The 24,554-nt window shown below is 50.7% G+C and carries 25 protein-coding genes and 1 riboswitch; of the genes, 5 read left to right on the forward strand and 20 right to left on the reverse strand.

The annotated features are described in order from the left end of the window. From K0H59_RS16495 to K0H59_RS16510, 4 genes are all read right to left on the reverse strand, one after another. Positions 1 to 1,305 carry an ABC transporter permease gene (locus K0H59_RS16495; protein WP_220053735.1) on the reverse strand — a complete coding sequence of 435 codons (1,305 nt, stop codon included), beginning with the start codon at positions 1,303 to 1,305 and terminating at the stop codon, positions 1 to 3. A gap of 8 nt (positions 1,306 to 1,313) precedes the next feature. Beyond that, the gene (locus K0H59_RS16500; protein WP_011621658.1) at positions 1,314 to 2,054 is read right to left on the reverse strand and encodes an ABC transporter ATP-binding protein; all 741 of its coding nucleotides are present in this window, start codon (positions 2,052 to 2,054) and stop codon (positions 1,314 to 1,316) included. A 95-nt stretch (positions 2,055 to 2,149) separates the two neighbouring features. Then, a complete protein-coding gene (locus K0H59_RS16505) occupies positions 2,150 to 2,425 on the reverse strand; it encodes a hypothetical protein (RefSeq protein ID WP_041413130.1) in 276 nt (91 codons plus the stop codon). A gap of 95 nt (positions 2,426 to 2,520) precedes the next feature. Then, positions 2,521 to 3,783, reverse strand: coding sequence for an efflux RND transporter periplasmic adaptor subunit (locus tag K0H59_RS16510; RefSeq protein ID WP_220053736.1), 1,263 nt, complete (start codon positions 3,781 to 3,783; stop codon positions 2,521 to 2,523). Between the two features lie 370 nt (positions 3,784 to 4,153). Between K0H59_RS16510 and pyrC the strand changes: the two genes are divergently transcribed. The 4 genes from pyrC (at position 4,154) to K0H59_RS16530 (ending at position 7,443) form a co-directional block, all read left to right on the forward strand. Further along, a complete protein-coding gene (gene pyrC / locus K0H59_RS16515) occupies positions 4,154 to 5,185 on the forward strand; it encodes a dihydroorotase (RefSeq protein ID WP_023269013.1) in 1,032 nt (343 codons plus the stop codon). Positions 5,186 to 5,320: 135 nt separating this feature from the next. Continuing rightward, positions 5,321 to 6,367: a hypothetical protein gene (locus K0H59_RS16520; RefSeq protein WP_220053737.1), complete on the forward strand. Its 1,047-nt coding sequence runs from the start codon at positions 5,321 to 5,323 to the stop codon at positions 6,365 to 6,367. Positions 6,368 to 6,526: 159 nt separating this feature from the next. Further along, positions 6,527 to 6,883 carry a nuclear transport factor 2 family protein gene (locus tag K0H59_RS16525; RefSeq protein WP_220055621.1) on the forward strand — a complete coding sequence of 119 codons (357 nt, stop codon included), beginning with the start codon at positions 6,527 to 6,529 and terminating at the stop codon, positions 6,881 to 6,883. A 266-nt stretch (positions 6,884 to 7,149) separates the two neighbouring features. Next, positions 7,150 to 7,443 (forward strand): DUF3144 domain-containing protein, encoded by a 294-nt coding sequence (locus K0H59_RS16530; RefSeq protein WP_011621652.1) that lies wholly within the window; start codon positions 7,150 to 7,152, stop codon positions 7,441 to 7,443. 157 nt (positions 7,444 to 7,600) lie between these two features. On the opposite strand, the gene K0H59_RS16535 is transcribed toward K0H59_RS16530, so the two are convergent. The 16 genes from K0H59_RS16535 to K0H59_RS16605 all read right to left on the reverse strand — a co-directional run bounded on the left by K0H59_RS16535 (position 7,601) and on the right by K0H59_RS16605 (position 20,401). Next, on the reverse strand, positions 7,601 to 7,825 hold the full coding sequence (locus K0H59_RS16535; protein ID WP_088210316.1) for a hypothetical protein: 225 nt from the start codon (positions 7,823 to 7,825) through the stop codon (positions 7,601 to 7,603). A 330-nt stretch (positions 7,826 to 8,155) separates the two neighbouring features. Next, complete coding sequence (locus tag K0H59_RS16540; RefSeq protein ID WP_088210315.1) at positions 8,156 to 8,482, reverse strand: hypothetical protein; 327 nt, start codon at positions 8,480 to 8,482, stop codon at positions 8,156 to 8,158. Between the two features lie 53 nt (positions 8,483 to 8,535). After that, a complete protein-coding gene (locus K0H59_RS16545; protein WP_011718077.1) occupies positions 8,536 to 8,919 on the reverse strand; it encodes an MAPEG family protein in 384 nt (127 codons plus the stop codon). Between the two features lie 44 nt (positions 8,920 to 8,963). Next, on the reverse strand, positions 8,964 to 9,359 hold the full coding sequence (locus K0H59_RS16550; RefSeq protein WP_220053738.1) for a GNAT family N-acetyltransferase: 396 nt from the start codon (positions 9,357 to 9,359) through the stop codon (positions 8,964 to 8,966). A gap of 10 nt (positions 9,360 to 9,369) precedes the next feature. Continuing rightward, positions 9,370 to 9,702 (reverse strand): AAA family ATPase, encoded by a 333-nt coding sequence (locus K0H59_RS21345; RefSeq protein ID WP_309304148.1) that lies wholly within the window; start codon positions 9,700 to 9,702, stop codon positions 9,370 to 9,372. After that, positions 9,686 to 9,910: an AAA family ATPase gene (locus K0H59_RS21350; RefSeq protein WP_309304149.1), complete on the reverse strand. Its 225-nt coding sequence runs from the start codon at positions 9,908 to 9,910 to the stop codon at positions 9,686 to 9,688. The genes K0H59_RS21345 and K0H59_RS21350 overlap by 17 nt, the downstream gene beginning before the upstream one ends. An 81-nt stretch (positions 9,911 to 9,991) precedes the next feature. Then, positions 9,992 to 10,816, reverse strand: a complete 825-nt coding sequence (locus K0H59_RS16560; protein ID WP_220053739.1) for a cobalamin-binding protein — start codon at positions 10,814 to 10,816, stop codon at positions 9,992 to 9,994. A gap of 15 nt (positions 10,817 to 10,831) precedes the next feature. Continuing rightward, positions 10,832 to 11,869, reverse strand: coding sequence for a DUF2235 domain-containing protein (locus K0H59_RS16565; protein ID WP_220053740.1), 1,038 nt, complete (start codon positions 11,867 to 11,869; stop codon positions 10,832 to 10,834). A 148-nt stretch (positions 11,870 to 12,017) separates the two neighbouring features. Further along, positions 12,018 to 12,653, reverse strand: coding sequence for a cob(I)yrinic acid a,c-diamide adenosyltransferase (gene cobO / locus K0H59_RS16570; RefSeq protein WP_011718082.1), 636 nt, complete (start codon positions 12,651 to 12,653; stop codon positions 12,018 to 12,020). A 28-nt stretch (positions 12,654 to 12,681) separates the two neighbouring features. Next, positions 12,682 to 14,292, reverse strand: a complete 1,611-nt coding sequence (locus K0H59_RS16575) for a cobyric acid synthase (protein WP_220053741.1) — start codon at positions 14,290 to 14,292, stop codon at positions 12,682 to 12,684. A gap of 90 nt (positions 14,293 to 14,382) precedes the next feature. Then, on the reverse strand, positions 14,383 to 14,985 hold the full coding sequence (gene cobU / locus K0H59_RS16580; protein ID WP_220053742.1) for a bifunctional adenosylcobinamide kinase/adenosylcobinamide-phosphate guanylyltransferase: 603 nt from the start codon (positions 14,983 to 14,985) through the stop codon (positions 14,383 to 14,385). Next, on the reverse strand, positions 14,982 to 15,770 hold the full coding sequence (locus K0H59_RS16585; protein WP_011621638.1) for an adenosylcobinamide-GDP ribazoletransferase: 789 nt from the start codon (positions 15,768 to 15,770) through the stop codon (positions 14,982 to 14,984). The genes cobU and K0H59_RS16585 overlap by 4 nt, the downstream gene beginning before the upstream one ends. A 96-nt stretch (positions 15,771 to 15,866) precedes the next feature. After that, a complete protein-coding gene (gene cobT, locus K0H59_RS16590; protein WP_220053743.1) occupies positions 15,867 to 16,919 on the reverse strand; it encodes a nicotinate-nucleotide--dimethylbenzimidazole phosphoribosyltransferase in 1,053 nt (350 codons plus the stop codon). 162 nt (positions 16,920 to 17,081) lie between these two features. Next, a complete protein-coding gene (locus tag K0H59_RS16595) occupies positions 17,082 to 18,230 on the reverse strand; it encodes an iron ABC transporter permease (protein WP_126511807.1) in 1,149 nt (382 codons plus the stop codon). Next, positions 18,227 to 19,207, reverse strand: a complete 981-nt coding sequence (locus tag K0H59_RS16600) for an ABC transporter ATP-binding protein (protein WP_220055622.1) — start codon at positions 19,205 to 19,207, stop codon at positions 18,227 to 18,229. The genes K0H59_RS16595 and K0H59_RS16600 overlap by 4 nt, the downstream gene beginning before the upstream one ends. A gap of 132 nt (positions 19,208 to 19,339) precedes the next feature. Then, positions 19,340 to 19,499, reverse strand: a riboswitch (cobalamin riboswitch). Between the two features lie 179 nt (positions 19,500 to 19,678). Continuing rightward, entirely contained in the window at positions 19,679 to 20,401 is a 723-nt protein-coding gene (locus K0H59_RS16605; RefSeq protein WP_220053744.1) for a histidine phosphatase family protein, read from the reverse strand. 209 nt (positions 20,402 to 20,610) lie between these two features. On the opposite strand from K0H59_RS16605, the gene metH reads away from it, so the two are divergent. Continuing rightward, on the forward strand, positions 20,611 to 24,345 hold the full coding sequence (gene metH / locus K0H59_RS16610) for a methionine synthase (RefSeq protein WP_220053745.1): 3,735 nt from the start codon (positions 20,611 to 20,613) through the stop codon (positions 24,343 to 24,345). Positions 24,346 to 24,554: the final 209 nt, after the last annotated feature.

The raw sequence follows: 24,554 nt of genomic DNA on the forward strand, positions 1-24,554 counted from the left end.
TTATTGGCTCTTAAGATAAACACTAGGGTTAGTCGTACACACACGCCACGCGGGGTAAATGCCAGCCACCACCGCCGCCAAAATCGCGATCATTGGCGCTATCAACCACATGCTGGTATCGAGGTGAGTTAAAGACGCCTCCAAGTCAAACTTCTTGGTCAGCAGCATCAATGACCCCCAGGCCCAAGCTAAGCCGAGTAAACCGCCAAATAACCCCATCAAGGACACTTCCACCATATGTTGGGCAAAGATCTGCCCTTGGCTGGCGCCGATAGCGCGGCGTACACCAATCTCGGGAGCTCGACGTAAAAACTTAGACAGCAACAACCCTAACATATTGACTAAACAGACAATTAAGAAGAGTGCACTCAGACCCACCAGCACCTTGTTATCCTCTGGCACCACTTTATTGATGGCTAACCATTGGTCAACATCGGACAACTGCACATCGGCCTTAGGCGAGCTAAAGCGGCCTAATTTCTTTTGTTGATCAATATATTGACGTACCCACTGACGGTATTCAGCCACTTGCTCAGGCGTATCCAGTTGCACCCAATACTGCGTCCAATGCTTTTCAGAGGTTAAACGCTGTGCATAGGTGTTGATGCTTTCATAGTTCCAGCCGTTGGTATTCCCCCAACTGCCATATTCCTCAATCGGCGCTAAGCTGTAGGGCACAAACAAAGTATCCACATTGCCAAAGGCGCCATTGTTAAGGTCGTAATAGTTTGGACTCGGTGCCCAAGGCTTAAGCACTCCAACCACCTGATAGGGCTTAGCATTGAAATAAATCGTCTTGCCGACACTATTTTGGCCCGCAAACAGCGTTTTATTCAGCTCATCGGTCAACACCACTTCGTAGCGAGCATCCTTATCGACACTGTCATCCCATGCCTGACCATATTGAAACTCGAGGCCAAACAGTGGAAAAAAGTCGTTATTGGTTACCCTAACCCGAGATTGCAGCACGGGTAAAAATGCCGGATCTTCGGTTTGCACCGCGCCGCCCGTGCGAAACATGGGGGTTTGCACGCTCGGAATATCACTCTTGAGTAAGTTCATCCCGTCTTGATAGGTGATCTGTTGATCGAAACGATCCCAGGCATCTGGACCTTGGCTCCACAGCTGCACCGCAAACAATTGGCCGGATTTCTCCCCCGCAGGGTTAATCGACATCATTTTATAGATGTTGAGTGTAGTGATAGTGATGCCAATACCGATGGAAATCGCCATGATCATCAATGCCGACAACATGGGCGTTTTTTTGATGCTACGCCAAGCTAAATCTAAGTAATAGAAGAACATAACCGCTCCTAGCCTTGGGCGTTAGCAACCAGTTTATCGACACTGCCATGGCTTGCACTGCGGGCCGCATTGGGTTGATACATGGTAAAGTCGCAGACTTGACCATCGACAATTTGGATATTGCGCTGAGCTCGGCGAGCCAGTTCTGGATCGTGGGTCACCATGATGATCGTGGTGCCAGATTGGTTAATATTCTCTAATAATTCCATCACTTGGCGGGCCATTAAGCTGTCGAGGTTACCCGTAGGTTCATCGGCGAGCAGAAAACGGGGTTCCCCCGCTAAAGCGCGAGCAATCGCGACCCTTTGCTGCTGACCGCCGGATAATTGGGTCGGCAAATGCTTCATCCGCGCACCTAAGCCTACTTGCTCTAATGCTTGTTCCACACGGCGTTTGCGCTCCTTGGCACTAAAACCACGGTAGCGCAGCGGCACTTCTATGTTTTCCGCGAGGTTAAGATCGGGGATCAAGTTAAAGCCTTGGAAGATAAAGCCAATCTTCTCGTTGCGTACGGCGGCACTTTTGTTATCACTGAGGTTGGAGACATTAATCCCATCTAAAAAATAATCCCCATGGGTGAAGCCTTCGAGCAAGCCTGCAATATTTAAGAAGGTGGTTTTACCTGAGCCCGAAGGACCCGTAACCGCCACAAACTCGCCCTCATTCACCTCAAGGTTGAAATCCCGCAGCGCGTGGGTTTCCACTAAGTCCGTTTTAAAAACCTTGCTGATATTCTTCATTGATAACATTTTAATTTCCTTGATTAATTTTTATCTTTGCGCGCAAACGGCTTATAAAATGCGCAAGTTTCTTATCTTTAAGTGGTAACGGCTACACAAAGCCCTCACCCCGCAAAACGGCCCATCACAAACCCACTCAAGGCATCGAACAACCCATTGAGACAGGCGAATATAAAGCTCACACTTTCCATCGAGACATCACCCACCTGGCGCGCTTCTTCTAGGGGATTCGTCCATTCCAAAATATTTAAACCGAGGAAAAACCAGCTGTTGGCCTCACCTATGCCCAGCTCAACCGCCACGACCAGTAAGGCTAAGGCCAGAACACCAAACAATTTGGATGACATCAACAGACCAAGATCGACGTTTTTAGTACGCATAATGAACTCCTTGTACACCTTAGCCGCAGACTTTTTAGTCAGAGCGGCGTTAATTACATCAATTTGATTAATAAGTAATTTTTGACTATCGGTCATCAATGCATTTTGACCTGTTCGGCATGGTTGAAGGGCTCAACACTGGAGATCACCCATTCGTCACCCGCTTTACCGCCTTCGATCACTTCCACCTGACTCATGCTGGTGCTGCCGAGCTTAATGTCGCGGCGGGTAGCAATATAGCCTTCGACTTGGTAAACCTCATCACCACCACCGCTGGTCATAAAGGCACCGCGTTTAACCATCAACACATTCGCCCTGTGTTCGAGTAAGACTCTGGCTGAGATCCGCTGGTTTTGGCGCAGCTTCAAGCTTTCACTCTGCACAAACTGCACTCTGGCGGTCACTTCACGGTTACGCACTTCGGGGGAAATCGAGGATAGTTTGCCCATGAGTTTGACTTCACCGAAGCTCAGTTCAACCTCCATTCCGAGTCCTAACTCGTCGGCGTAGGATTCAGGCACCGCTAACTCGGCCTCATAAGCACTTAAATCGACTACGGTCAGAATGGGTTGATTGGCGCTTAAACGCGTTTTTTGCTCGGTCAACCAGTTACCAATAATGCCGCTCACCGGCGCCTTGATATTTAAGGCATCGACCTGACGCTCAAGCTCTTTTACCGCCAGACTCTGACGCTCAACTTCCAAGGCCTTGTTTTTCACCTCAAAGGTTAAGGTATCCTTGGTTAAGGCCACTTCCTGCTCCGCATGCTTAAATTTGAGTTTTGCCTTGTGCAGATCGTCCTTACCCTTCTCATAGTCGATTTGGCTGATCAGTTTAGATTGGATCAGTAAATCTCCACGACGGCTCTCCCGATCGGCGGCTTCCAAATCGACCGAGGCCATGTCTAAGGTTTGATTGACTTGTAATTGGTTACGTCTGGCGTCTAGCTTGGCACGCTCAAGGGCGCTCTCTAATCCCGCCAATAGTGATTTCGCCTGCTCTAATTGATTGGTTAATCTTGGACTCTCCAGCTTTGCGACCACATCACCTTTGCTGACGCTATCCCCTGGGTTGCTCAGTAACGTCACAGTGCCTTCTTCGGTGCTGTAGAGGATCGGCGCATTGGCGGCAACAATTTTGCCCGTGGTGGCCACATCTCGAGTGAGCGTGCCAACGTACAAAGTTGCGGTAGTGAGCTCGCTACGGCTGATGGACTGGCTGACTTTATCGCTACCAAAACTGGCCCACACTAAGGCGCTGACCAATAAGGTGCAGCCGCCAATCATCAGAGGCAACTTGAGACGTTTGGCGGTCGATGGCACAAGGACTTTATCTTGGCCGCTGGTATCTTTAATCATGGCGTTTCTCGCTTCCCTGTCGGAGGGCTGGATAGGCCCATCGCTACGGACACTATTAAAAATCGATATCCAGTAATAGCAACGCCTATGCCAATTTCGTTAAAGCATTTATTTTCATAAAGTTAAGTAATATTTAAGATAAAAGTGTCCGCGGACACCGAGGGCTTTATTAGAAAGTGTCCGCAGGTTTTCGCGAAAGTGTCCGCTGAAAAGCGGTTTATGAACATAGGAGTAAGACGGAGTGCGGACACTCAACATGCGTTAACACTTTTATTGGTGAAATGGCTGAGTTTCCCTTTACAGCTAAATCCTTGCCACATAAGATCCTGCCACCCTCGCAGCAGAAACATTCAACAAGATGAATCGCCCTATGACAACACTCACTATTACTCGTCCTGACGACTGGCACATTCACCTAAGAGACGGCGCACAATTAAAAGACACGGTTCGCGATATCAGCCGCTATATGGGCCGCGCTATCGTCATGCCGAACCTGGTTCCTCCCGCTATCGATACCGAAACCGCATTGGCTTATTACGATCGTATCAAGGCGCAAGTGCCAGCAGGCTCGCAATTTGAACCCTTAATGGTGTTGTATCTCACCGACAAAACCAGCCCAGAAGAAATCCGTAAAGCCAAAGCCTCGGGTAAAATCGTTGCCGCTAAACTCTACCCAGCAGGCGCGACCACAAACTCGGATTCTGGCGTGACAGATTTGAAGAACATCTACCCCGCCCTCGAAGCGATGCAGGAAGTGGGCATGTTGTTCCTAGTGCATGGTGAAGTGACTGATTCATCGATTGATATTTTCGACCGCGAGCGCGTATTTATTGAGAATATCCTCAGCAAGATCGTGGCCGATTTCCCGAAGCTTAAAATCGTTCTCGAACATATCACCACTAAGGATGCGGTCGATTTTGTGACTCAAGCGTCTGACAACGTGGCCGCCACGATCACTGCGCATCACTTGCTCTATAACCGCAACCATATGTTGGCTGGCGGTATTCGTCCGCACTTCTATTGCCTGCCGATTTTAAAGCGTAATACCCACCAGCAAGCGCTGTTAGGCGCCGCGGCCAGTGGTAATAAGAAGTTCTTCCTCGGTACCGACTCTGCGCCACACGCTAAAGATCGTAAAGAAGCCGCCTGTGGCTGCGCGGGCTCTTATACTGCCCATGCGGCCATTGAGCTGTACGCCGAAGCCTTTGAATCGGTCAATGCGCTGGATAAATTAGAAGCCTTTGCCAGCTTCAACGGCCCAGATTTTTACAATCTGCCCCGCAACAGCGATACCATCACCCTAGTGAAAAAATCTTGGGATGTGCCAGTCAGTTACCCACTTGGCGACAACAACGTTGTACCAATTCGCGCCGGCGAACAAATTGATTGGCAGGTCGAATAAACAGGCCTTTTGACACGATAAACGGCTATCTAAGCCTGCCGTTTATCAAGCTCTACACCGTTAAGAGTCGCCTTAGGGCGACTTTTTTATAACCAATACGTAAAACCATAACCTATTATCTTTTAAGAGAAAAACATGAATACACGGAAGTTACTAACGCTGCTGTCCTCAAGCCTATTGCTTGCCACTACGCTACCTTTTAGCACTCTTGCCGCCGATGAACTCTCAGGGATTTGGCAGGGCACGCTGGGTAAAAGCAGTGTTAGAGTCTGCTTTAACCAATACGGCAGCGGCAGTTATTACTATCAACGCTACCTAACCCCAATACAACTCGAGCTGCAAAACGGTATTTGGAAAGAAGAAAACAATACAGGAAACTGGCAGTTCGATAGCGCTACGGCGCAGCAACTCAGCGGCCATTGGTTTAAAGACAATTCAGGCAAATCCTTACCCATAAAGCTTGAGCGCCAACTCAGCCCGGATAACCAGGATGACTGCGGCGCCGATGCCTACAATCTGCCGCTTGAAACTAAACCCTCACTGAGCCGTGGAAAATGGCAAGCCTTTCAAACCATTGAATACCGTCCACTAACCTATGGCACCGAAGTCGGCATCGAATTTAACGGCCCACAAAAAGGCATTCCCGCCATTAATCAGTGGCTTGAGAAAAAGCTCACCGATGATGCGCAACTGGCACAGACCTTTGATACGCGCCGCAGAATGTTGTCGCAAATGGGCCATTTTGTGGCCGATGAGACCTATGCAGAACCGATCTTCCTCAATCAGCATTGGCTCAGTGTGCGCTTATATCGCTGGGCGGCAGGTTTTGGCGCCAATGGGATCAGCCAAGAGTTTGTTAGCTTCTCCCTCGCCGATGGCAAACCTTTCCATCCGTGGCAGTGGTTTATTGCCGATAACCCCACGCAAAACTTGCCAGAAAGCATGAGTTATCCACTCCCTCCTGCACTTAAGGAAAAGTTGTTTGCCAATGCGGCACCAGATGCCGAATGCCCAAGTGCCGACGGCTCTGGGTATTTTCAGCTCACCCTCGAGGCGAATAGGATTAAGTTTTGGGAAATGCCCCGTGGCGATGGTTGTGAGCAGGAGTTTATCTTAACCCCACAAGAAGCCATGCCCTTTGCCACACCTTGGGGACAAACGCAGCTTAAGCTATTGGAATAATAAAATTTAATATCAATTCATCATTAATCGCGATAGCGGGAAAGCAGGCTGAGATAACGATAATAAGCGTTAAAAAGCCCCTTCTCGTTAACCTTAACGGGCTAACGTCTCTTATCAGACTCAGCCCCTATTTTGAAGGAAGATAGCTTGAGCCAGCAAATGCCTCAGATTGCAGAACAAACAGCCGAAGCCTTAGTGCAAGCCCAGTTAGTCGCCTATAACCAACGCGACCTTACAAGCTTTGTCGCACTCTTTAGCGACGATGTTTGTATTTATCGCCCACCCGCCACAGAGCCCGTGATCCGAGGCAAGGCCGCCTTTAGTGATTTCTATCAGAATGAACGTTTTAACTTGCCGCATCTGCACGCCGAGATCCTCAATCGTATGGTGGTCGGCAATAAGGTGGTCGATCACGAACGGATCAGCGGCATCCGCGAGGAGCCCTTTGAAGTCATGGTGGTCTTTGAAGTATCCAATGGCCTTATCCAAGCGATGTGGAGTTTTGCTGCTAACTAGGGCGAGCTCTAAATGGCGAGCTTTGTATCAAGCCCACTGACTGGCGTAGCAACAAGCATCTACGGCAAAGGCGCTCGCCAAAGCAGTGAAAAATGTTACGCCTATCCCATATTTCATTTCGGCGCCGCCTTTTGGTGTGATATCAACGGATTCTGTGAAGCGCACGACTGTCCCTCAACCACAAAATACCTTAGGGTTATTAGTAACAGCCTAAAGGGCGATGCACTCAACGCCCTCTTCACTTTGCCCAACAATAGGAATTGCTGATGTCTGATAACCAACAAGCCTTTTACGAACGTGCCACCGAGATGATTAAGCTCGCGAACCAGCAAAACCAAAATACCGAGATCCAAACCGGTGAGGTCAGTGCTTCCTTTATGTGGGCCGTCGCCCGCTACAACGCTTGGTTTGGTTCCACCAGCTTTGAATCCAAAGAACAAATGCAGGCCAAAAAACAGGAAATGATGGATTACTATATCGAGCGCTACAAAGAGATGATCGACGCCAATCTCGAAGACTATATCGAAAACTTCGACCACTACCGCGCCACACAAAAGTAGCCAGTGAACAAACAGCAGCTCTAACAAGATTGCTTTAGTTGGTTTTAGGGCTCATAAGCCCAAGAGGGGCAAATAGGATTATTTGCCCCTCTAGTCTGACACTGTGGCGAACAGCTTCTTACTTATGCGCAGCAAGAACAAAGATGATACATCGCCGTTATTGAGTGCATGCGTTTGTCGTTTGGCAGTCGGCTGCGGCCTGACGCTTAAGCTGCTGAGCATATAGCTCCGCCGCTGCTTTTGCCTTTCGAGCCTCTACCTTATGTTGCACATTCTCCACCAAGACCTTATCAAAGGTCTCCATTCCAAAATGGTCGGAAACATCCTGATAAATAAACCAAGATGCAAAGGCGACAATGCCATAGGTCATTAGACGTAACATGGTTTTTAAACCTCAACAATTGTATCAACAACTGCAATATAACTGAGGTTTTTCATAAAAAAAACTGTCAATTTAATGGCTTAAAATTGTCAGATTACCACCATTATTCAATAGGATACAAAAACACAAAAACCTTTAATTACATCAATTTAGCTATTTGAGACCAAAGTCAGCTTCTAGCCGTCAAAATTGGCTATTAACCATTAAAAATGAGCGATTATTTGACATAGTTTTTTAAGTGACAATAAATCATGTACTGCTTAACTAATGTCAGAAAGTCGACGATAAATTCATCAATTGTGATTTTTGACACAGCAAGCCAAGCCTAAGCTAGAGTGCTGTCTTAAGTTGTTGGAGACCCCTTTCCCGCCATAGCTGGATTGCACGACGAGATAAGGGTTCAAACTCTCTGGATTTATCTCTGCCTCGATAAATTGAGCGGCTGTTTTCAGCAATCGGCACCGAATAATGAATGTTGTAGGCGAGTTGCGTTAAGTATGCTCGCCCCATCTCACGATAGCGCGCAGATTCCTGTTCATTTAATGGGATCAAGTAGTGATAACCAAATGCACTCATACTGCAGTTAGCATCCAGATAAAGTTCGCCCTCATGTTCAAACAAAAACCAGGCTCGATTCTCAGTATCCACTACTCTCATCTCAACTCCGTCGATCTTAGAGACTCACATCACTGTAAACTCACACCTGGCCGTTAAAAGGCTTGGAAGAAGACCCCAAAGGCGCTGAAAATCGCCACAAACCAAGACAGTGAACGTAATGTGCCTTTGTTCAGTAGATACAAGATCTGATACGCCACCCGCGCGACAATATGCACAACCGCCAACCACTCGGCAGTCGCAGTGACTTTGCCCGTGGCGATAACCGTCACTACGGCCAAACCAAAAATCAGTAGGGATTCGAAGGCGTTTTGATGTCCAGCGAGTGCCCGCGCACCAAATCCGGTTAATTGCGCCTGTTGAGTTCGCGGATGATGATTATCATAACCGCCGGCTTTGGCCATTGCCCATGCGACTGGGCCTTTAGCTAAGTAAGGCAATAACATAGCGATAAATAAGCAAATCAGTAACGTGTTCATCTTTAAGGGATCCTATTGTTTTTGTTGTGTATGCAGGCCTGCACCTATTTCACCAGATACATGCCTTCGCTGGCGGGACTACTGAATTTAAAACCAAATTTTTCATAGAGTTCAGGCACATCGGCCATTAAGGTGATATAAGCCCCCGTAAAAGCCTCACGGTCTAGGTAGGCCATAATATGCTGCATAATCAATCGGCCAAGCCCCTTGCCTTGATACTCAGGATCCACAGCCACATCGACGATCTCAAAGTTAATCGCCCCATCCCCCACAACCCGCCCCATACCCACGGTTTGGGTACCACAGTTAATTTGCACGCCGTATAAACTCTTTGGCAGCGCCTTGACGACGCCCGCCAAAGGTCGAGGACTTAGGCCCGAAATCTGCCGTAAACGGATAAAATCTTCAACCGACGCCACTTGCTCTATCACTTGGTACATAGTTCATTACTCAACAGTCTGATGACTCAAGGATTTCAATATTAAGGCCCTCTTCTTCCGTGGGCGCTTGAAAGAAACTGCTAACATGCCAGTACACGGCTTCGGTATCGAACTGGGCGCGTTCTGGCTCTGCTTGGCGGCGCAGGGCAAGGCGACTCAGACATAACTCATCGCTGTGCTTTAGATAAATCAGTCGATGGGCCGCCCCCGTATCGAGACTCAAGCCCAGCAACCAACGCCTTTGATTGAGGGTATTAGCAGGAAAATCCATGACCACAGTTAATCCCGCCAGCAGCAGTGCCTCAATATGGCGCTTCAGTAGCGGCTTAATGAATATAGGCATCAAAGTCTTTAATTTCATTTGGATATAAATTCGCTAGCCATTCATCTTCACTGATGAGCACGCAGTGTTCACCCTTGGCCAGTTCACGAGCCAAGGTCGATTTCCCCGCGCCCATCTTGCCGCACAGCAGCACAAGTGTGCCCTTATCACTGATTTCTGAATTGGCGCCTGAACTGATATCTACACTGACATTGATTGGTGTCGACATCTTTATCCCCCCTTACGCGCATTCCATGCTGCAATAGACTATTAACGCGCTTTAGTTACACACTTTAGTTACACGCTTTAGCTAACGTGCTTTATCCAAGGCATCACATACGGCTTTTACTCCGAGTAACGCTCTGGGCGTCGCGCGGTGCAATAAGTCGGCATTTAATTGATAAATATGCAGGTTTTTAACCGCGGGGATTTCGGCCCATTGGCTCCAATCAATCCCTTTGACATTACCTTCCTCTTCGCTCTGTAAAATCACCTCGGGCAAGGTCAGTAACACATTTTCTAAACTCACCTGCGGATAATCACTCGCCGCATCGTAGAAAACATTTTTGCCATGGCAAACACCGATGATTTGCTGGATCCAACTATTTTTCGCGACCGTCATTAAGGGCGTCGACCACAGCTGATAAAACACCTTTGGCTCGGATTTAGCCGCATTCTCGCTACGTAATCGAAGCAACTCACTGCGATAATCCGCCGCCACTCGACTCGCCTGTTCAGTGTGCCCCGTCAGCTCACCTAATTCCTCAATTTCTTTGGCGACATCCTCAAGTGTCTTTGGGGAGCTGCTATAGAGTTTAAAACCTAAGTTTTTGAGTTGATTGATATCCTCGGCTTTATTGCCCGTATCCCACACCACAATCAGATCGGGATTAAGTTCTAATACCCGCTCAATCTGGATCCCATAATAACCACCGATACTGGGAATTTTTTTCGCCGCTTCGGGATAATCCGCATAATCTGTCGCGGCCACAATCGACTCCCCTGCGCCAATGGCGTAGAGCATTTCAACCGCATGGGGCGAAAGCGCAATAATACGTTTTGCAGGCTCGGCCAGCGCCGCTATGGGTAACAGCGCCAAGCTCAGACCGAGGGCAATAAAGCGTCGCATTAACATGATATTCCTTATGATTTAATCGATGAATTCTTCTGGCCAGCCGTACTGATCAAGGTAGGTCTGCAGATTCTTAGGCCGATATTTAGGGTCTCGATCCCAGCGCGTTTTCACCGAGCGATGCAGCAACACGGGCGCGACGTTAGGGTCGATTGGGCGCAAATAGGATTGCTTAATTCGGTAAAAACTGCGGCGCGAGTCGTGTAAGGTCGACAAAGGATTGGGGTGCAAACTCGCCGCTAGGTGCGGCTCTAAGCACAAATTAAACCGCTCAGCCTCTGCCATCATCCACGCGAGCGCATTATCCGACAATAGCGAGCCATCCTTATCCGGCAGATAACTGCCACCAATATTGCTATGGGCACCGGCAAACCAGACCTGCTGCATATCCATATTGTCGCGCAGTTGCCAAATCGTAGGCTCGAAGTCGCTGCGGTGTTCGTCTATCGCCAAGGCATGGCGGGCAACCCGCACATTGCGGCCAATCTTAGTGTCGTAAAACTCGTCTTTATCTTCGAATAAGCCGAGGAACGAAATCGGGATCCCCATGGCGCCCACAGTATCCCACACGCCGACAAACTTAATCTCCCGCGATTCGTGGCTATGCTTTTGTCTAAATTCAACGGATTTATCGCCGCTTGGGGCAAAGGGTGCACTGCTTTTTTTATAGTGGTCAAAGGCTTGTTGAATCAGCCTCGCATCGTGGCGCTTGAGGATGCCGCAGTTATTGATAAGACCACACAAACAGCGCACTGTGTAAGCGCCTCGGCTAAAGCCAAACAGATAGATCTCATCACCGGGGGAGTAGTTCTGCACTATGTAGCGGTAACCATCCATGATATTTTTGTGCAGCCCACGCCCCGTCGCGCCGCCGATGGCTTGATCGTAATAGGAGCCAACGCCCCAGTCGTAAAACACCTGCTGGGGTTTTCCATCGGCCGCCATCGGGCTGATAGCCCGCGCTAGACGCAGCACATTGGTGGGAAAATCCACCTTCAGGTCTTTCTCTGGCCGATTCCAAGTACCGTCGGCACAAATCACAATACGTTTATTCATCGCATCATCCTTGAGTTACCCATGCTACTCACGCTATCGATAAAAACGCTAACGATAGAGACGCTAACGGATTTTACCGAGGAACAACAGCCCTAATTGGGTTTAAAGGGCGGCTCGCGGTGTCACCCATCCGCCTTAGCCGCTCGGCTTAATAGTCGAATCCCGGCTGTGCTTTAATGCCCGCTTCGAAGGCATGTTTAATGGGTTGCACTTCGCTGACCGTATCCGCCAGTTCGATAATCGCGCGGTGGCAAGCACGGCCAGTGATAATCACATGCTGCATCGGCGGACGGTTTTTCAGCGCCGTGAGCACCCGCTCCACATCGAGGTAATGGTAACTCACCATATAGGTCAGTTCATCGAGCATCAGGCAATCAATACTCTCGTCTTGGAGCAAGGCTTCGGCGGCTTCCCACGCCACGAGGGCGGCGGCTGTGTCCTTTTCTCTGTCTTGGGTTTCCCAGGTAAAGCCAGTGCCCATCACATGAAAGGCCACGCCTGCACCTTCAAGCAAATTACGCTCGCCGCACTCCCATGTGCCCTTGATAAATTGCACTACAGCCGCTTTTTTGCCATGTCCGACCGCGCGGGCAACCGTGCCAAAACCTGAGGTCGACTTGCCCTTGCCATTGCCTGTGAGCACCAGCAGAATGCCTTTTTCTTCTTGGGCGGCGGCAATTTTAGCGTCCACACCCGCCTTCACTTTTTGCTGGCGCGCCTTATGGCGTTCAGCCTTGATTTGCGCTTGCTCGTTGTCGAGCTGTTTTTCGTTCTCTACTGTCATGATCTTCTGTTCTTCCTACTGCTAACACTTATGCATTTATAATGGATGCGAGTTTTTGCATATCGAGGTGCTTGGCTAATACATCGGCCAAACGGTCCAGCTGTTGCTCGCGAATATCATTGATATCAATCGCTTGAGCATTTTCCAACCCAGCCCAGTTAAGGACAAGCTGGCAGGCCTCTGGGCTGTCGAATAGCCCATGTAAATAGCTGCCGAGCACTTGCCCGTCGTCACTTAAACAGCCATCGGCAAAAGACTTTTCTGCCTGTTGATCGCAAGCACTCTCACTTTTCAAGCGTAATGGCGCACTCTTGGCGGCATCACTGGACGTGAGATATTCGGACTCACCGCAGTGGATCTCATAGCCCTTCACCTCTACTTGTTGCCCTTGCAGCGCTAACTGGCCTGTGACACTACGTAACTGCTTTTCGGCCTTAAATTCGGTGGTAATGGGTAAATATCCCAGCCCTTGGCTCACGCCGAGCGCGTCTTCAATCCCCATGGGATCGGCAATGCTTTCACCCAGCATTTGATAGCCGCCGCAAATCCCCAGCAACTTACCGCCGTAGCGCAAATGCTTAGCAATTTGTTTGTCCCAGCCCTGCTCACGCAAAAAAGCCAAGTCCGCTCGGACATTCTTGCTGCCGGGTAAAATCAGCAGATCGGCGGTAATCTCCTGCGTCGGTGCTGAGGCCTGAGTCTGGAGCGAGACATAATCAAAATCGATATCCGGGTGCAGTCTAAGCGGGTCAAAATCCGTATGATTACTGGTGCGGGGATACACTAATACCCGCACCTTAAAACGGCTTTGTACCTGCTTAGTGGGCGACTCGATAAGTGCATCCTCGGCGTCTAAATGCAAATCATGCAAATAGGGCAACACGCCCAACACGGGCTTTTGCGTATGGGCCTCGAGCCAATCGAGACCAGACTGCAATAAGCTGATATCGCCACGAAAACGATTGATCACAAAGCCTTTTACCCTAGTCTGCTCGGAGGGAGACAATAGCGCTAAGGTGCCCACTAAATGGGCAAACACCCCGCCTTTGTCGATGTCGGCAATAATGATCACCGGGCAGTCGACCGCCTCGGCAAAGCCCATATTGGCGATATCACCTTCGCGCAGATTAATTTCCGCCGGGCTTCCCGCCCCTTCAACCACAATCGTTTGGTATTGCAGACCTAAACGGGCAAAGGATTCCAGCACGGCATTTAGCGCCATGGCTTTATAATCCTTAGACTTTTCCCCGAAAAAGGCCGAGGCCTCTAAGGTGGTTAAGACTTTGCCGTGCACTATGATCTGCGCGCCCGTGTCCGAGCTTGGCTTAAGCAGGATGGGATTAAAATCCGTGTGCGGCGCGAGAAAACAGGCTGCGGCTTGCAGCGCCTGAGCGCGGCCAATCTCGCCACCATCAATGGTGACGGCGCTGTTGAGCGCCATATTCTGTGGCTTAAAAGGCGCGACCTTAACCCCCTCACGGGCGAGCAGACGACAAATCCCCGCCACCAACGTACTTTTGCCTGCATCCGAGGTTGTCCCCTGCACCATAAGCACTTTTGCGCCAGAATGCTGAGCTGCTATTCGTGACTCGTTTTGCGACAAGGCTGAAGTAGGGCTGGAGGTGTTATTTGAATTCATGGGCAAGAACGTCACTCAACAGAGGAAAATTGACTAAAGGGGAATCGGTGGTTCGCTCCCTTCCTAAGAATGCGTCGACAATACTTTGTCTTAACTCGATTTAAGCACCAATGGCAGACCCGCCACCACTAAGGTCACATTATCCGCCACCTCGGCAACGGCCTGATTTAACCAACCCGCCTCATCGACAAACTGACGACTCAATTCACCCAAGGGCACAATGCCAGAGCCGACCTCATTGCTGATTAAAATCACTACGCCCTCAAGGGTGCTTAAGGTCTGGATAAAATCGGCGTGCTGCTGCCGCCAGTGTTCTAAAGGCTCATGGCGAGAGCGGGCAAAATCCAAGGCAAAGTCCGATTCCGTTGAAGCGGGTTCTGCCTCGGGGCTTTGTGCAAGTAATTGATTGGTGAGCCAAAGCGTTAAACAATCTACCAGAATCACTCGGCCGGGTTTGGCTAAGTGTTTGAGCTTGGCGGTTAATGCCAAGGGTTCTTCGACTAGTTGCCAGTCAATATCATCCTTAGCACGTCCATCCTGATGTAAACGAATGCGACTGCTCATTTCGGCATCGAGCGCCTGTGCCGTCGCCAGATAGCAGGCATCGAATCCGAGGGCGGTATACTGGCGCACTAAGGCTTCGCCGTAGCGGCTCTTGCCACTACGCGCGCCGCCTAGCACTAAATGGATCACAGTATGCTACCCACAACCAGCAGCACGAAGTAACAGACGATTTCGCAGATCTGCTGCGCCGCGCCTAAGGTATCACCCGTGTAGCCGCCGATTTGGCGTCTAAAGATCACCACAATCAAACGGCGCAGACCTATCATCACCAGTAACAGTGACAGCGCGGCAATGCCCTTAAGCACTAGCAGCACTAACACGCCGCTGGCGATCAAAATAAACAGTTCATTAATGCCTTGATGCTGCGCTAACGGCTTGGATTTACTGGACTCATCGTCGCGCACATATTTCTCGGTAAAGATAAGGCTGGCGGCAACTACGCGGCTCACAGTATGGGCGACTATCATCGCTGAGCCTGCAACTACAGGGTCATAAAGTGCGAGTTCCACTAATAATTGCCACTTGAGCATCAGCACGAGCATCAAAGCCAAGGCGCCGTAGCTCCCTAGGCGAGAGTCTTTCATGATCCGTAGCTTGTCTTCTGCCGTCCAACCACCACCGAAACCATCGAAGGTATCGGCTAAACCGTCCTCGTGAAAACCACCCGTTAACAGCACGCCCGTGACCATAGACAGCAGCACAGACACGCCGGCGGGCAACCAGTTTTGGGTGAGCCAAAACACGATGGCACTGAGTAGCCCCACCAGCAGGCCCACTAAGCCAAAGTAACGGCTGGCTTTATTGAGCTTGTCGGCATCGACCTCAACCCATTTGGGCATAGGAATGCGAGTAAAATAGCCCATGGCCACTAAAAACAAATCTATCTCTTTGTGCCAGCTTTCGCGTTCTGACATAAAGCATCCTTAGTGAATTAACACTTGCTGCAAGGTTTAAGATTAAAAAGGTCAGCTAAAAGTTATTATTTTAAATAAGCTACTTAGCAGCGCACATCATACAACAGCCTCAATCCCCGCATCACTAAAACTCGCCATTTGATTGTAAAAATTTACAGCGGCTTGAATTAACGGCAATGCCAAGGCAGCGCCCGTGCCTTCGCCTAATCGCAGCCCTAAAGATAACAAGGGCTTAGCCTTTAAATGTTCCAACATGCGCTGATGACCTTGCTCCTCGGAGCGGTGGGCAAAAATCAAATAATCCCGCACATTCGCGTTGATATTCACGGCAACCAAAGCCGCTGCGGTTGCAATAAAACCATCCACCACGACCAGCATCTTGCGCTCGGCGGCGGCGAGCATGGCTCCCGTCATTTGCACAATTTCAAAGCCGCCCAAACAGGCCAGCACTTGCCGAGGCCCTGTCATCGCACTCTGGTGTAACAGCAGCGCGAGTTCGATAAGCATCTGTTTACGCTCTAGGGTCTCGCTATTGATGCCCGTACCACGGCCAACACAGTCGGCCACATCGAGTTGCATAATGGCCGCCATAATTGCCGCCGCTGACGAAGTATTGCCTATACCCATCTCACCAAATGCGACCAAGTTACAGCCCTCCTGATGGTGACGCTCGATTAACGCCTGCGCCATGGCAAAGCCCTTATCCACGCAGGCTAACGTCATGGCAGGTTCTAAGTGAATCGCGGCCGTTCCCGCGCCAAGGCGTTGGTCGATAATGCCTTCGGCATCTTCAACTGGGGTTAAAATACCGCAATCAATCACTTCGAGATTGAAGCCTAACTGACTACAAAACACATTGATGGCCGCGCCGCCATGGGCAAAGTTTTGCACCATCTGCCGCGTGACTTCACTCGGGGCAATCGACACGCCTTCGGCAGCAATCCCATGATCTCCGGCAAACACCAACATAGTCGGGTTAACTATCTGCAACTGCTTAGCCCCTTGGATGCGGGCAATTTGCAACGCCAAGGACTCTAACTGCCCCAGAGCGCCGGGCGGCTTAGTCTTAAGATCGATCTTTTGCTGGATGAGTTGATCCTGCGCTTTACTCACAGGCTCGATTTGAAATAACGGGACAGATTGAGGCATTCACACTCCAGTGGCAATGTCGGATCCAATGATAGATCCGCTGCTAATAACTCATTTGCGAGTACGTTCGCTAACACATTCTAGAACAACAACTACGAAGCATCCTGCTGCAATTTGCCATACGCACTTAGTACTAAATTTCGGCAATCCATAAGACCCATGCTAATTCGATAGCTTGCGCCGACGCAAAATCAGCAAAAAGAAGAAGCTACCGATCGCAGCGGTAATAATCCCCACGGGTAATTCTTGATTACCAAGCAAACATCGGGCGAGTACATCAATCCACACCATAAACAGGCCGCCCACCAGCGCCGTCAGTAAGATGGGCTGACGACCGGGGAATAACAAACGAACTGTGTGCGGGATCATCAAGCCGACAAAGCCAATGCCGCCACAGGTCGCCACTAAAATCGCGGTGATAAGCGAGCAGAGCAGCAACATATTGAGGCGCAGCTTAGGCACATTCACCCCTAAGGTGTGGGCCGTTTCATCCCCCGCTTGCAGGGCCATAATTTGGCGTTTCCAACCGAGGATAATAAAAAAGCTTAGTAGCACCACTAAAGACGGCAGCACCAGCAGCGACCAACTGGCCTTAGCAAAACTGCCAAGGCTCCAAAATAACACCGATGCGGTAGCCTGCGGGCTGGCAAAGTACAGCAATAAACTGGTTAAGGCGCTAAACATAAAGGAGGTCGCCACCCCAGAGAGCAACATGCGTTCTACCTGACTCTTAAGGCCTAATCCAGCTAACGCCAGCACGATTAGCACCGACAGACTGGCACCAATAAAGGCGCCGAAGGGTAAGCTAAACCACAAGAGCCCAGCAAAAGTCCCTGAACCGCTAAAAATCCCCGAATTGGCGATAGTGCCCGCATTGCCAAACAGGCCAGAACCTGTGAATAGCGTCAGCATGACCACGGCGCCAAAGGAGGCGCCAGAGCTAATGCCGAATAGATAAGGATCGGCAAGGGGATTGCGGGTCACGGTTTGCAGCACGCTGCCCGCCAAGGACAGCCCCGCCCCCGCCACAAAGGCGAGTATAATCCGTGGCAGTCGCAGCTCCATCACAATCCGCTCTGTCATGCTGCTGGTGCTCACGGCCTCATCGGCCATAAACAAGTGACTGAGTTTATTGATAAACACCTGCAGCACATCTAAGAAGCTAATATTGGCCGCACCAAAACTCGCGGCGGCGATGGGGGTAAGCAGGGCAAAACCCGCCAAGCCTAAGATGAGCCATTGCTGACGCGTGAGCGGCGTAAAAATGTGGCTAAAAAAATTCATGGTCACCAGTTTAAGTGTGTCTATCATGGCGTGTTCTCGACGCTCTCATTTTGCAATGCAGCTCTTTGTAAGACCTCGTTTGGCGCGCTAGGGTTATGGCAGGCGCAGGCCACAGGAGGTAGCTCTTGAGCCGAAGCTGCGTGGGAGTCACTCGCCGCGCCCGCTGCATCGCTCTTGGGCTTTTGATAACCATAAAAGTAATTAATCAAGGGGTTACCATGCTGTGGATGGGGCGTCACTTGGGCGCATACTCCAAAGACTTCGGCGATACGTTCCTCGGTTAGAACCTGAGCTGGTGTGCCCATGGCACTCACCTGCCCCTTGTCCAGCAGCAATAAGTGGTCGCACAGGGCGCTGGCTAAATTCAAGTCGTGAATCGAGGCGATTACGCTGATCCCAAGGCTTCGCACTAGCTCTAAGATTTGAATTTGATAGCGGATATCGAGGTGGTTTGTCGGCTCATCTAAAATCAACAATTGCGGCTGCTGCACTATGGCGCGGGCGATCAGGGCGCGTTGCTTCTCGCCGCCGGATAAACGATCGTATTGTTGATGCACTTTATGACTCAGACCGACCTTTTCCAGCGCCTTAGCGATTTTTTCACCATCGCCGCTGGAGTTGGTATCAAACATCCCCTTATGCGGCGTGAGTCCCATGGCAACCAATTGCTCTGTGGTCATGTCGAAGTATTGCGGCGTATCCTGCTGCACCACCGCCACTTTACAGGCAAACGCCTTGGGCGACAGCTCGCTAATATCCTGCGAAAACAAACTGATATGACCTTTGGCAGGGCGAATAAAGCGGTATAAACAGCGCAGCAAACTGGATTTACCCGCGCCGTTGGGGCCTATCAGCCCGAGCATTTCCCCCTGCGGCAAGGCAAAGCTTATCTCCGAGAGGATGGTTTTTCCCTCAATCGCCCAGCTCAGTTGGCTGACCTTAAGTGCCATATTGGCGGAAGTCGCAGCGGGCGCTAAGGGCGCAAGGCTCGATGTGGAGTGCATCACTAACGATTGCTCCCACATGAATATTGATTGGTGTTATCTGTGCCTGCAGCCACTTGGGTTAACAGGGCGAAACTCATTAATGTCATCTTCTGCTCCCTCGAGTTACCCGCTCGAGAACTAAGGCTGCACGCAGCGAAAACAGAAATAGGCAGGTATCCTGACTCGTAGGGAAGACACAAAACGCTTCGACTACTCACAGTTGCGGGTACAGTTCGGGCTACTGACGGGCAGCTCCCCGATTCCCTATTATGTTTGGGTTATCCGGCGCGCTTAAGCACTGTTGCCTTTAAGCAATAGCACTCAATCGCACAAAATTCCCAACACCTATTTCTGCGACCTTTGGGCTTAACGTACTGGGTTCGTTATCTGGCTCAAATGTCAGGGAAAAGCATTATCCTATATCTTGCCCATTAGGCAATGCTGTTTAAATCAGAAAATTTTCATCATCCGATGACTGATGCTTGCAAGCTACTCACAGTGGCCCGATGGCCAGTCTAAACGCCAGTATCTTTTACCTTGCTCATCCTCGAGCACATTAATGGTTACCACCGCCGCCACGGGTAAGGCGAGCTGACTGTAAAAACCTAAGGTTTTCACCGCCCCCAGCGCCCTTGACATCAAGTGGCGAATAACCCCGCCGTGGGTCACCACCCAGATATTGGCTGCAGGTGCACTGGCATTAAACTCCCCATGGGCTTGTTCATCATCCATCGCCAGCAGGGCAAACTCTTTATCAAGGATTTGTGCTATCGCGCCATCGATACGAGCTTCGAAACTTGCCATGGCTTCACCATTAGGCGGCGTCACCTCCCAGGGATTCTGCCAATAGGCCGCCATCCGCTCGCCGTCGCGTTGATATAAGTCATCGAGCAGGCAGCCATCCCAATCGCCGAAGGCTATTTCCTGTAACTCCTCCAGCAGGTTGACCTTGAGCATCGACGGCGCGGGCGCATCTAAACTTATGCCTACAGACGCACTCGAATGCAGCTCAGCCGCAAAGGCCTTGGCAAACTCGGCGCAGCGCCTCGAGGTCGAGCTATAAATGCCGTGGCACACAGTCGCCTGCGCCGCCACCGCCGCCGACATCTGCCGCCAGCCCTTTTCGCTCAGTGGCACATCGACTCGGCCTCGCAAAATCGCCCCGCCCTCGCATTCTCCATGGCGTAACAGTAATAACCTGAGCTGCTTCATCTGATCTTTCCTTTTAGCGTTTTTATCTGCCTTATCTCGCCTATGCTATACCAACTTTAGCCTTGCCCTGACAATCCGATGTCGCGTATTATGGACGTCTATACGTATAAATGTCCAAAATATAACGAACGACATTCAATAATAAAATGCAATTTGTCACCCGATTGCGTACTTTGGACTCAACTTAGCTGTAGTAAAGGTAATCATTTATGGCGATATCTCTCCATCGAGCCAGCCAAACACTGGCAGACATTCGCAACCAGTTGTCAAAGCGCATTCTGATTTTAGACGGCGCCATGGGCACTATGATCCAAGGCTACAAGCTTGAGGAAGAGGATTACCGTGGCGAGCGCTTCAAGGATTGGCATACCGACGTTAAGGGCAATAACGATCTTTTAGTGCTCACGCAGCCACACATTATCAAACAAATTCACATCGACTACCTATTAGCCGGTGCCGATATTATTGAAACCAACACCTTCAACGCCACCACTATCGCCATGGCCGACTACGACATGCAGTCGCTGTCCGCCGAAATTAACCGCGAAGGTGCGCGCCTCGCCCGCGAGGCCTGTGATGAAATCGAGCAAGCCACGGGGAAACCACGTTATGTCGCCGGTGTGTTAGGGCCCACTAACCGTACCTGCTCTATCAGTCCCGATGTTAACGATCCAGGATATCGCAATATCCACTTCGATGAGTTAGTGACCGCTTACTGCGAATCGACCCGCGCCTTAATTGAGGGCGGCGCCGATATCATTATGGTCGAGACCATCTTCGATACCTTAAACGCTAAGGCCGCCTTATTTGCCATAGAAACAGTGTTCGATGAACTCTTTGGGGCAAATTCGCCCGCGCGTTTACCGGTGATGATCTCAGGCACCATTACCGATGCCTCAGGCCGAACCCTTACCGGACAAACCACCGAAGCCTTTTATAACTCCCTTCGCCATATCAAGCCCTTATCCATCGGCCTTAACTGCGCCCTCGGCCCTAAAGAGCTGCGCCCCTACGTTGAAGAACTGTCGCGCATCGCCGAATGTTATGTCTCGGCGCACCCTAACGCGGGCCTGCCAAACGAGTTTGGCGGTTACGATGAAACCCCAGAGGATATGGCGAGCGTTATTCAAGAATGGGCCCGCGAAGGCATGCTCAACATTATCGGCGGCTGCTGTGGTAGCACGCCCGAGCATATTAAGGTTATTCGCGAAGCCGTAGAACCGTTTGCACCACGGGTACTGCCCGAGATCCCCGTCGCCTGCCGTCTCTCGGGTTTGGAACCGCTCACTATCGACGCCCAAACCCTGTTTGTGAACGTGGGCGAACGTACCAACGTGACTGGCTCGGCCAAGTTTTTAAAACTGATCAAAGAAGGTAAGTTCGAGCAGGCGCTCGATGTTGCCCGTGAACAGGTAGAAAGCGGCGCGCAGATCATCGACATCAACATGGACGAAGGCATGCTCGATGGCGTGGAGGTGATGCATAAGTTCTTAAATCTTATCGCCTCTGAGCCGGATATCAGCCGGGTGCCGATTATGATCGACTCCTCTAAGTGGGAGGTAATTGAAGCAGGCCTCAAATGTATTCAAGGCAAGGGCATTGTTAACTCTATCTCCTTGAAGGAAGGCGAAGAAAAGTTTATCGAGCAGGCAACCCTAGTGAAACGCTACGGCGCCGCGGCGATTATTATGGCGTTCGACGAGCAAGGTCAGGCCGACACTAAGGCGCGCAAAGTCGAGATCTGTACCCGCGCCTACCGCGTGCTGGTCGATAAGGTCGGCTTTCCACCCGAAGACATTATCTTCGACCCGAATATCTTCGCCATCGCCACGGGTATCGATGAGCACGATAACTATGCCGTCGATTTTATTGAAGCCATTAAAGAGATTAAGGCCACCCTGCCCCACGCGATGATTTCCGGCGGGGTGTCGAACGTGTCCTTCTCCTTCCGCGGTAACAACCCAGTGCGTGAGGCGATCCACGCGGTATTCCTGTACCACGCGATTAAAGTCGGCATGGACATGGGTATCGTTAACGCGGGTCAGTTAGCGATTTACGATGATATCGACCCCGAGCTTAAGGATAAGGTCGAGAACGTCGTGCTCAACCTGCCTTGCCCAGTTGAAGGCTCAAACAATACCGAGCAATTGCTTGAGATTGCTGAAAAATTCCGTGGCGATGGCTCAAGTGCCGCCAAGAAGGAAGACTTAGAATGGCGCTCATGGCCGGTGAATCAACGTCTCGCCCATGCGCTGGTCAAAGGCATCACCGAATTTATCGACGAAGATACCGAAGCGGCGCGCCAGCTTGCCTCACGACCACTTGATGTGATCGAAGGCCCACTGATGGATGGTATGAATATCGTCGGTGACCTGTTTGGCTCGGGTAAAATGTTCCTGCCACAGGTGGTGAAGTCGGCGCGGGTGATGAAAAAGGCCGTGGCCTACCTCAACCCCTTTATCGAGCAAGAGAAGGTCGAAGGCCAATCTAACGGCAGAATTTTGATGGTCACGGTTAAGGGCGATGTGCACGATATCGGCAAGAATATTGTCGGCGTGGTGCTCGCCTGTAACGGTTTTGAGGTGTTCGACTTAGGCGTGATGGTATCGGTGGAACGCATTCTCGAGGCCGTAAAAGAGCACAATATCGATATTATCGGCATGTCCGGGCTTATCACACCAAGCCTCGATGAGATGGTGCATAATGTGAAAACCTTCCACCGTGAAGGCCTTACCATTCCGGCGATTATCGGCGGCGCCACTTGCTCTAAAATCCATACTGCGGTGAAGATTGCGCCCCATTATCCCCATGGCGCGATTTACATTGCCGACGCCTCGCGCGCCGTGCCTATGGTCAGCAAGCTAGTCAGCAACGAAACTCGCCAAGCGACTATTGATGAGACCTACGCCGAATACGAAGAGATGCGCATTAAGCGTTTATCGCAAACCAAGCGTAAGGAAATCGTCTCGCTAGAGGCTGCCCGCGAAAACCGCTGTCAGCACGACTGGGCAAACTACACCCCGTTCAAACCCAATGTGCTGGGTCGCCAAGTGTTTGAAGACTATCCATTAACCGACTTAGTCGACCGTATCGACTGGACGCCCTTCTTCCGCGCCTGGGAGCTGCACGGCCATTACCCCGAGATCTTAACCGACAAAGTGGTGGGCGTTGAGGCGCAAAAGCTGTTCGCCGATGGTCAGGCGATGCTTAAAAAAATCATCGACGAAAAATGGCTCACCGCCAAGGGCGTGATTGGGCTATTCCCCGCCAATACCGTCGGCTTCGATGATATTGAGCTCTATACCGACGAGACTCGCACCGAAGTCGAAATGACCACCCATCACCTGCGGATGCAGCTTGAGCGTGTGGGCAACGATAACTTCTGTCTGGCCGACTTTGTGGCGCCAAAGGACAGTGGCGTTGCCGACTATATGGGCGGCTTTGCGGTCACCGCTGGCCATGGTATCGACGAGCATATTGCCCGCTTTGAGGCCAACCACGATGACTACAACGCCATTATGCTCAAATGCTTAGCCGACCGTCTGGCCGAAGCCTTTGCCGAGCGGATGCACGAGCGCGTACGTAAGGAATTCTGGGGTTATGCCGCCGATGAGCAGCTCGATAACGAAGCCTTAATTCGCGAGAAATACAAAGGGATCCGTCCCGCACCGGGTTACCCCGCCTGCCCGGATCACACCGAAAAAGGCCTGTTGTGGGAACTGTTAAAGCCGAATGAAACCATCGACTTAAACATTACCGAAAGCTACGCCATGTTCCCCACCGCCGCGGTATCCGGCTGGTACTTTGCCCACCCGAAATCCCGCTACTTCGGCGTGACCAATATTGGCCGCGATCAGGTGGAGGATTACGCTAAGCGTAAGGGGATGACAGTAAGTGAAACGGAGAAGTGGCTAGCGCCAGTGTTGGATTATGACCCTGAATAATCAGGATCGGACTTACGCTAACGCGGTTTGAGATCTAAGATCGGTCTTGCGACCGAAAAGGTCGTGGAATTCCATTCCACACCAGGGCAAGAAGGGGATCAACAGCAATCCCCCTCTTGCATCTCCCCTTGCCGCCCCTAGCGAAGTTACATGCATTAGAGACTAGCCTTGGTCTTATGGATAAATTGCTATCGCTTCCGATGGTACAT

The organism is Shewanella sp. FJAT-51649 (assembly GCF_019457435.1).
Taxonomy (GTDB): Bacteria; Pseudomonadota; Gammaproteobacteria; order Enterobacterales; family Shewanellaceae; genus Shewanella; species Shewanella mangrovisoli.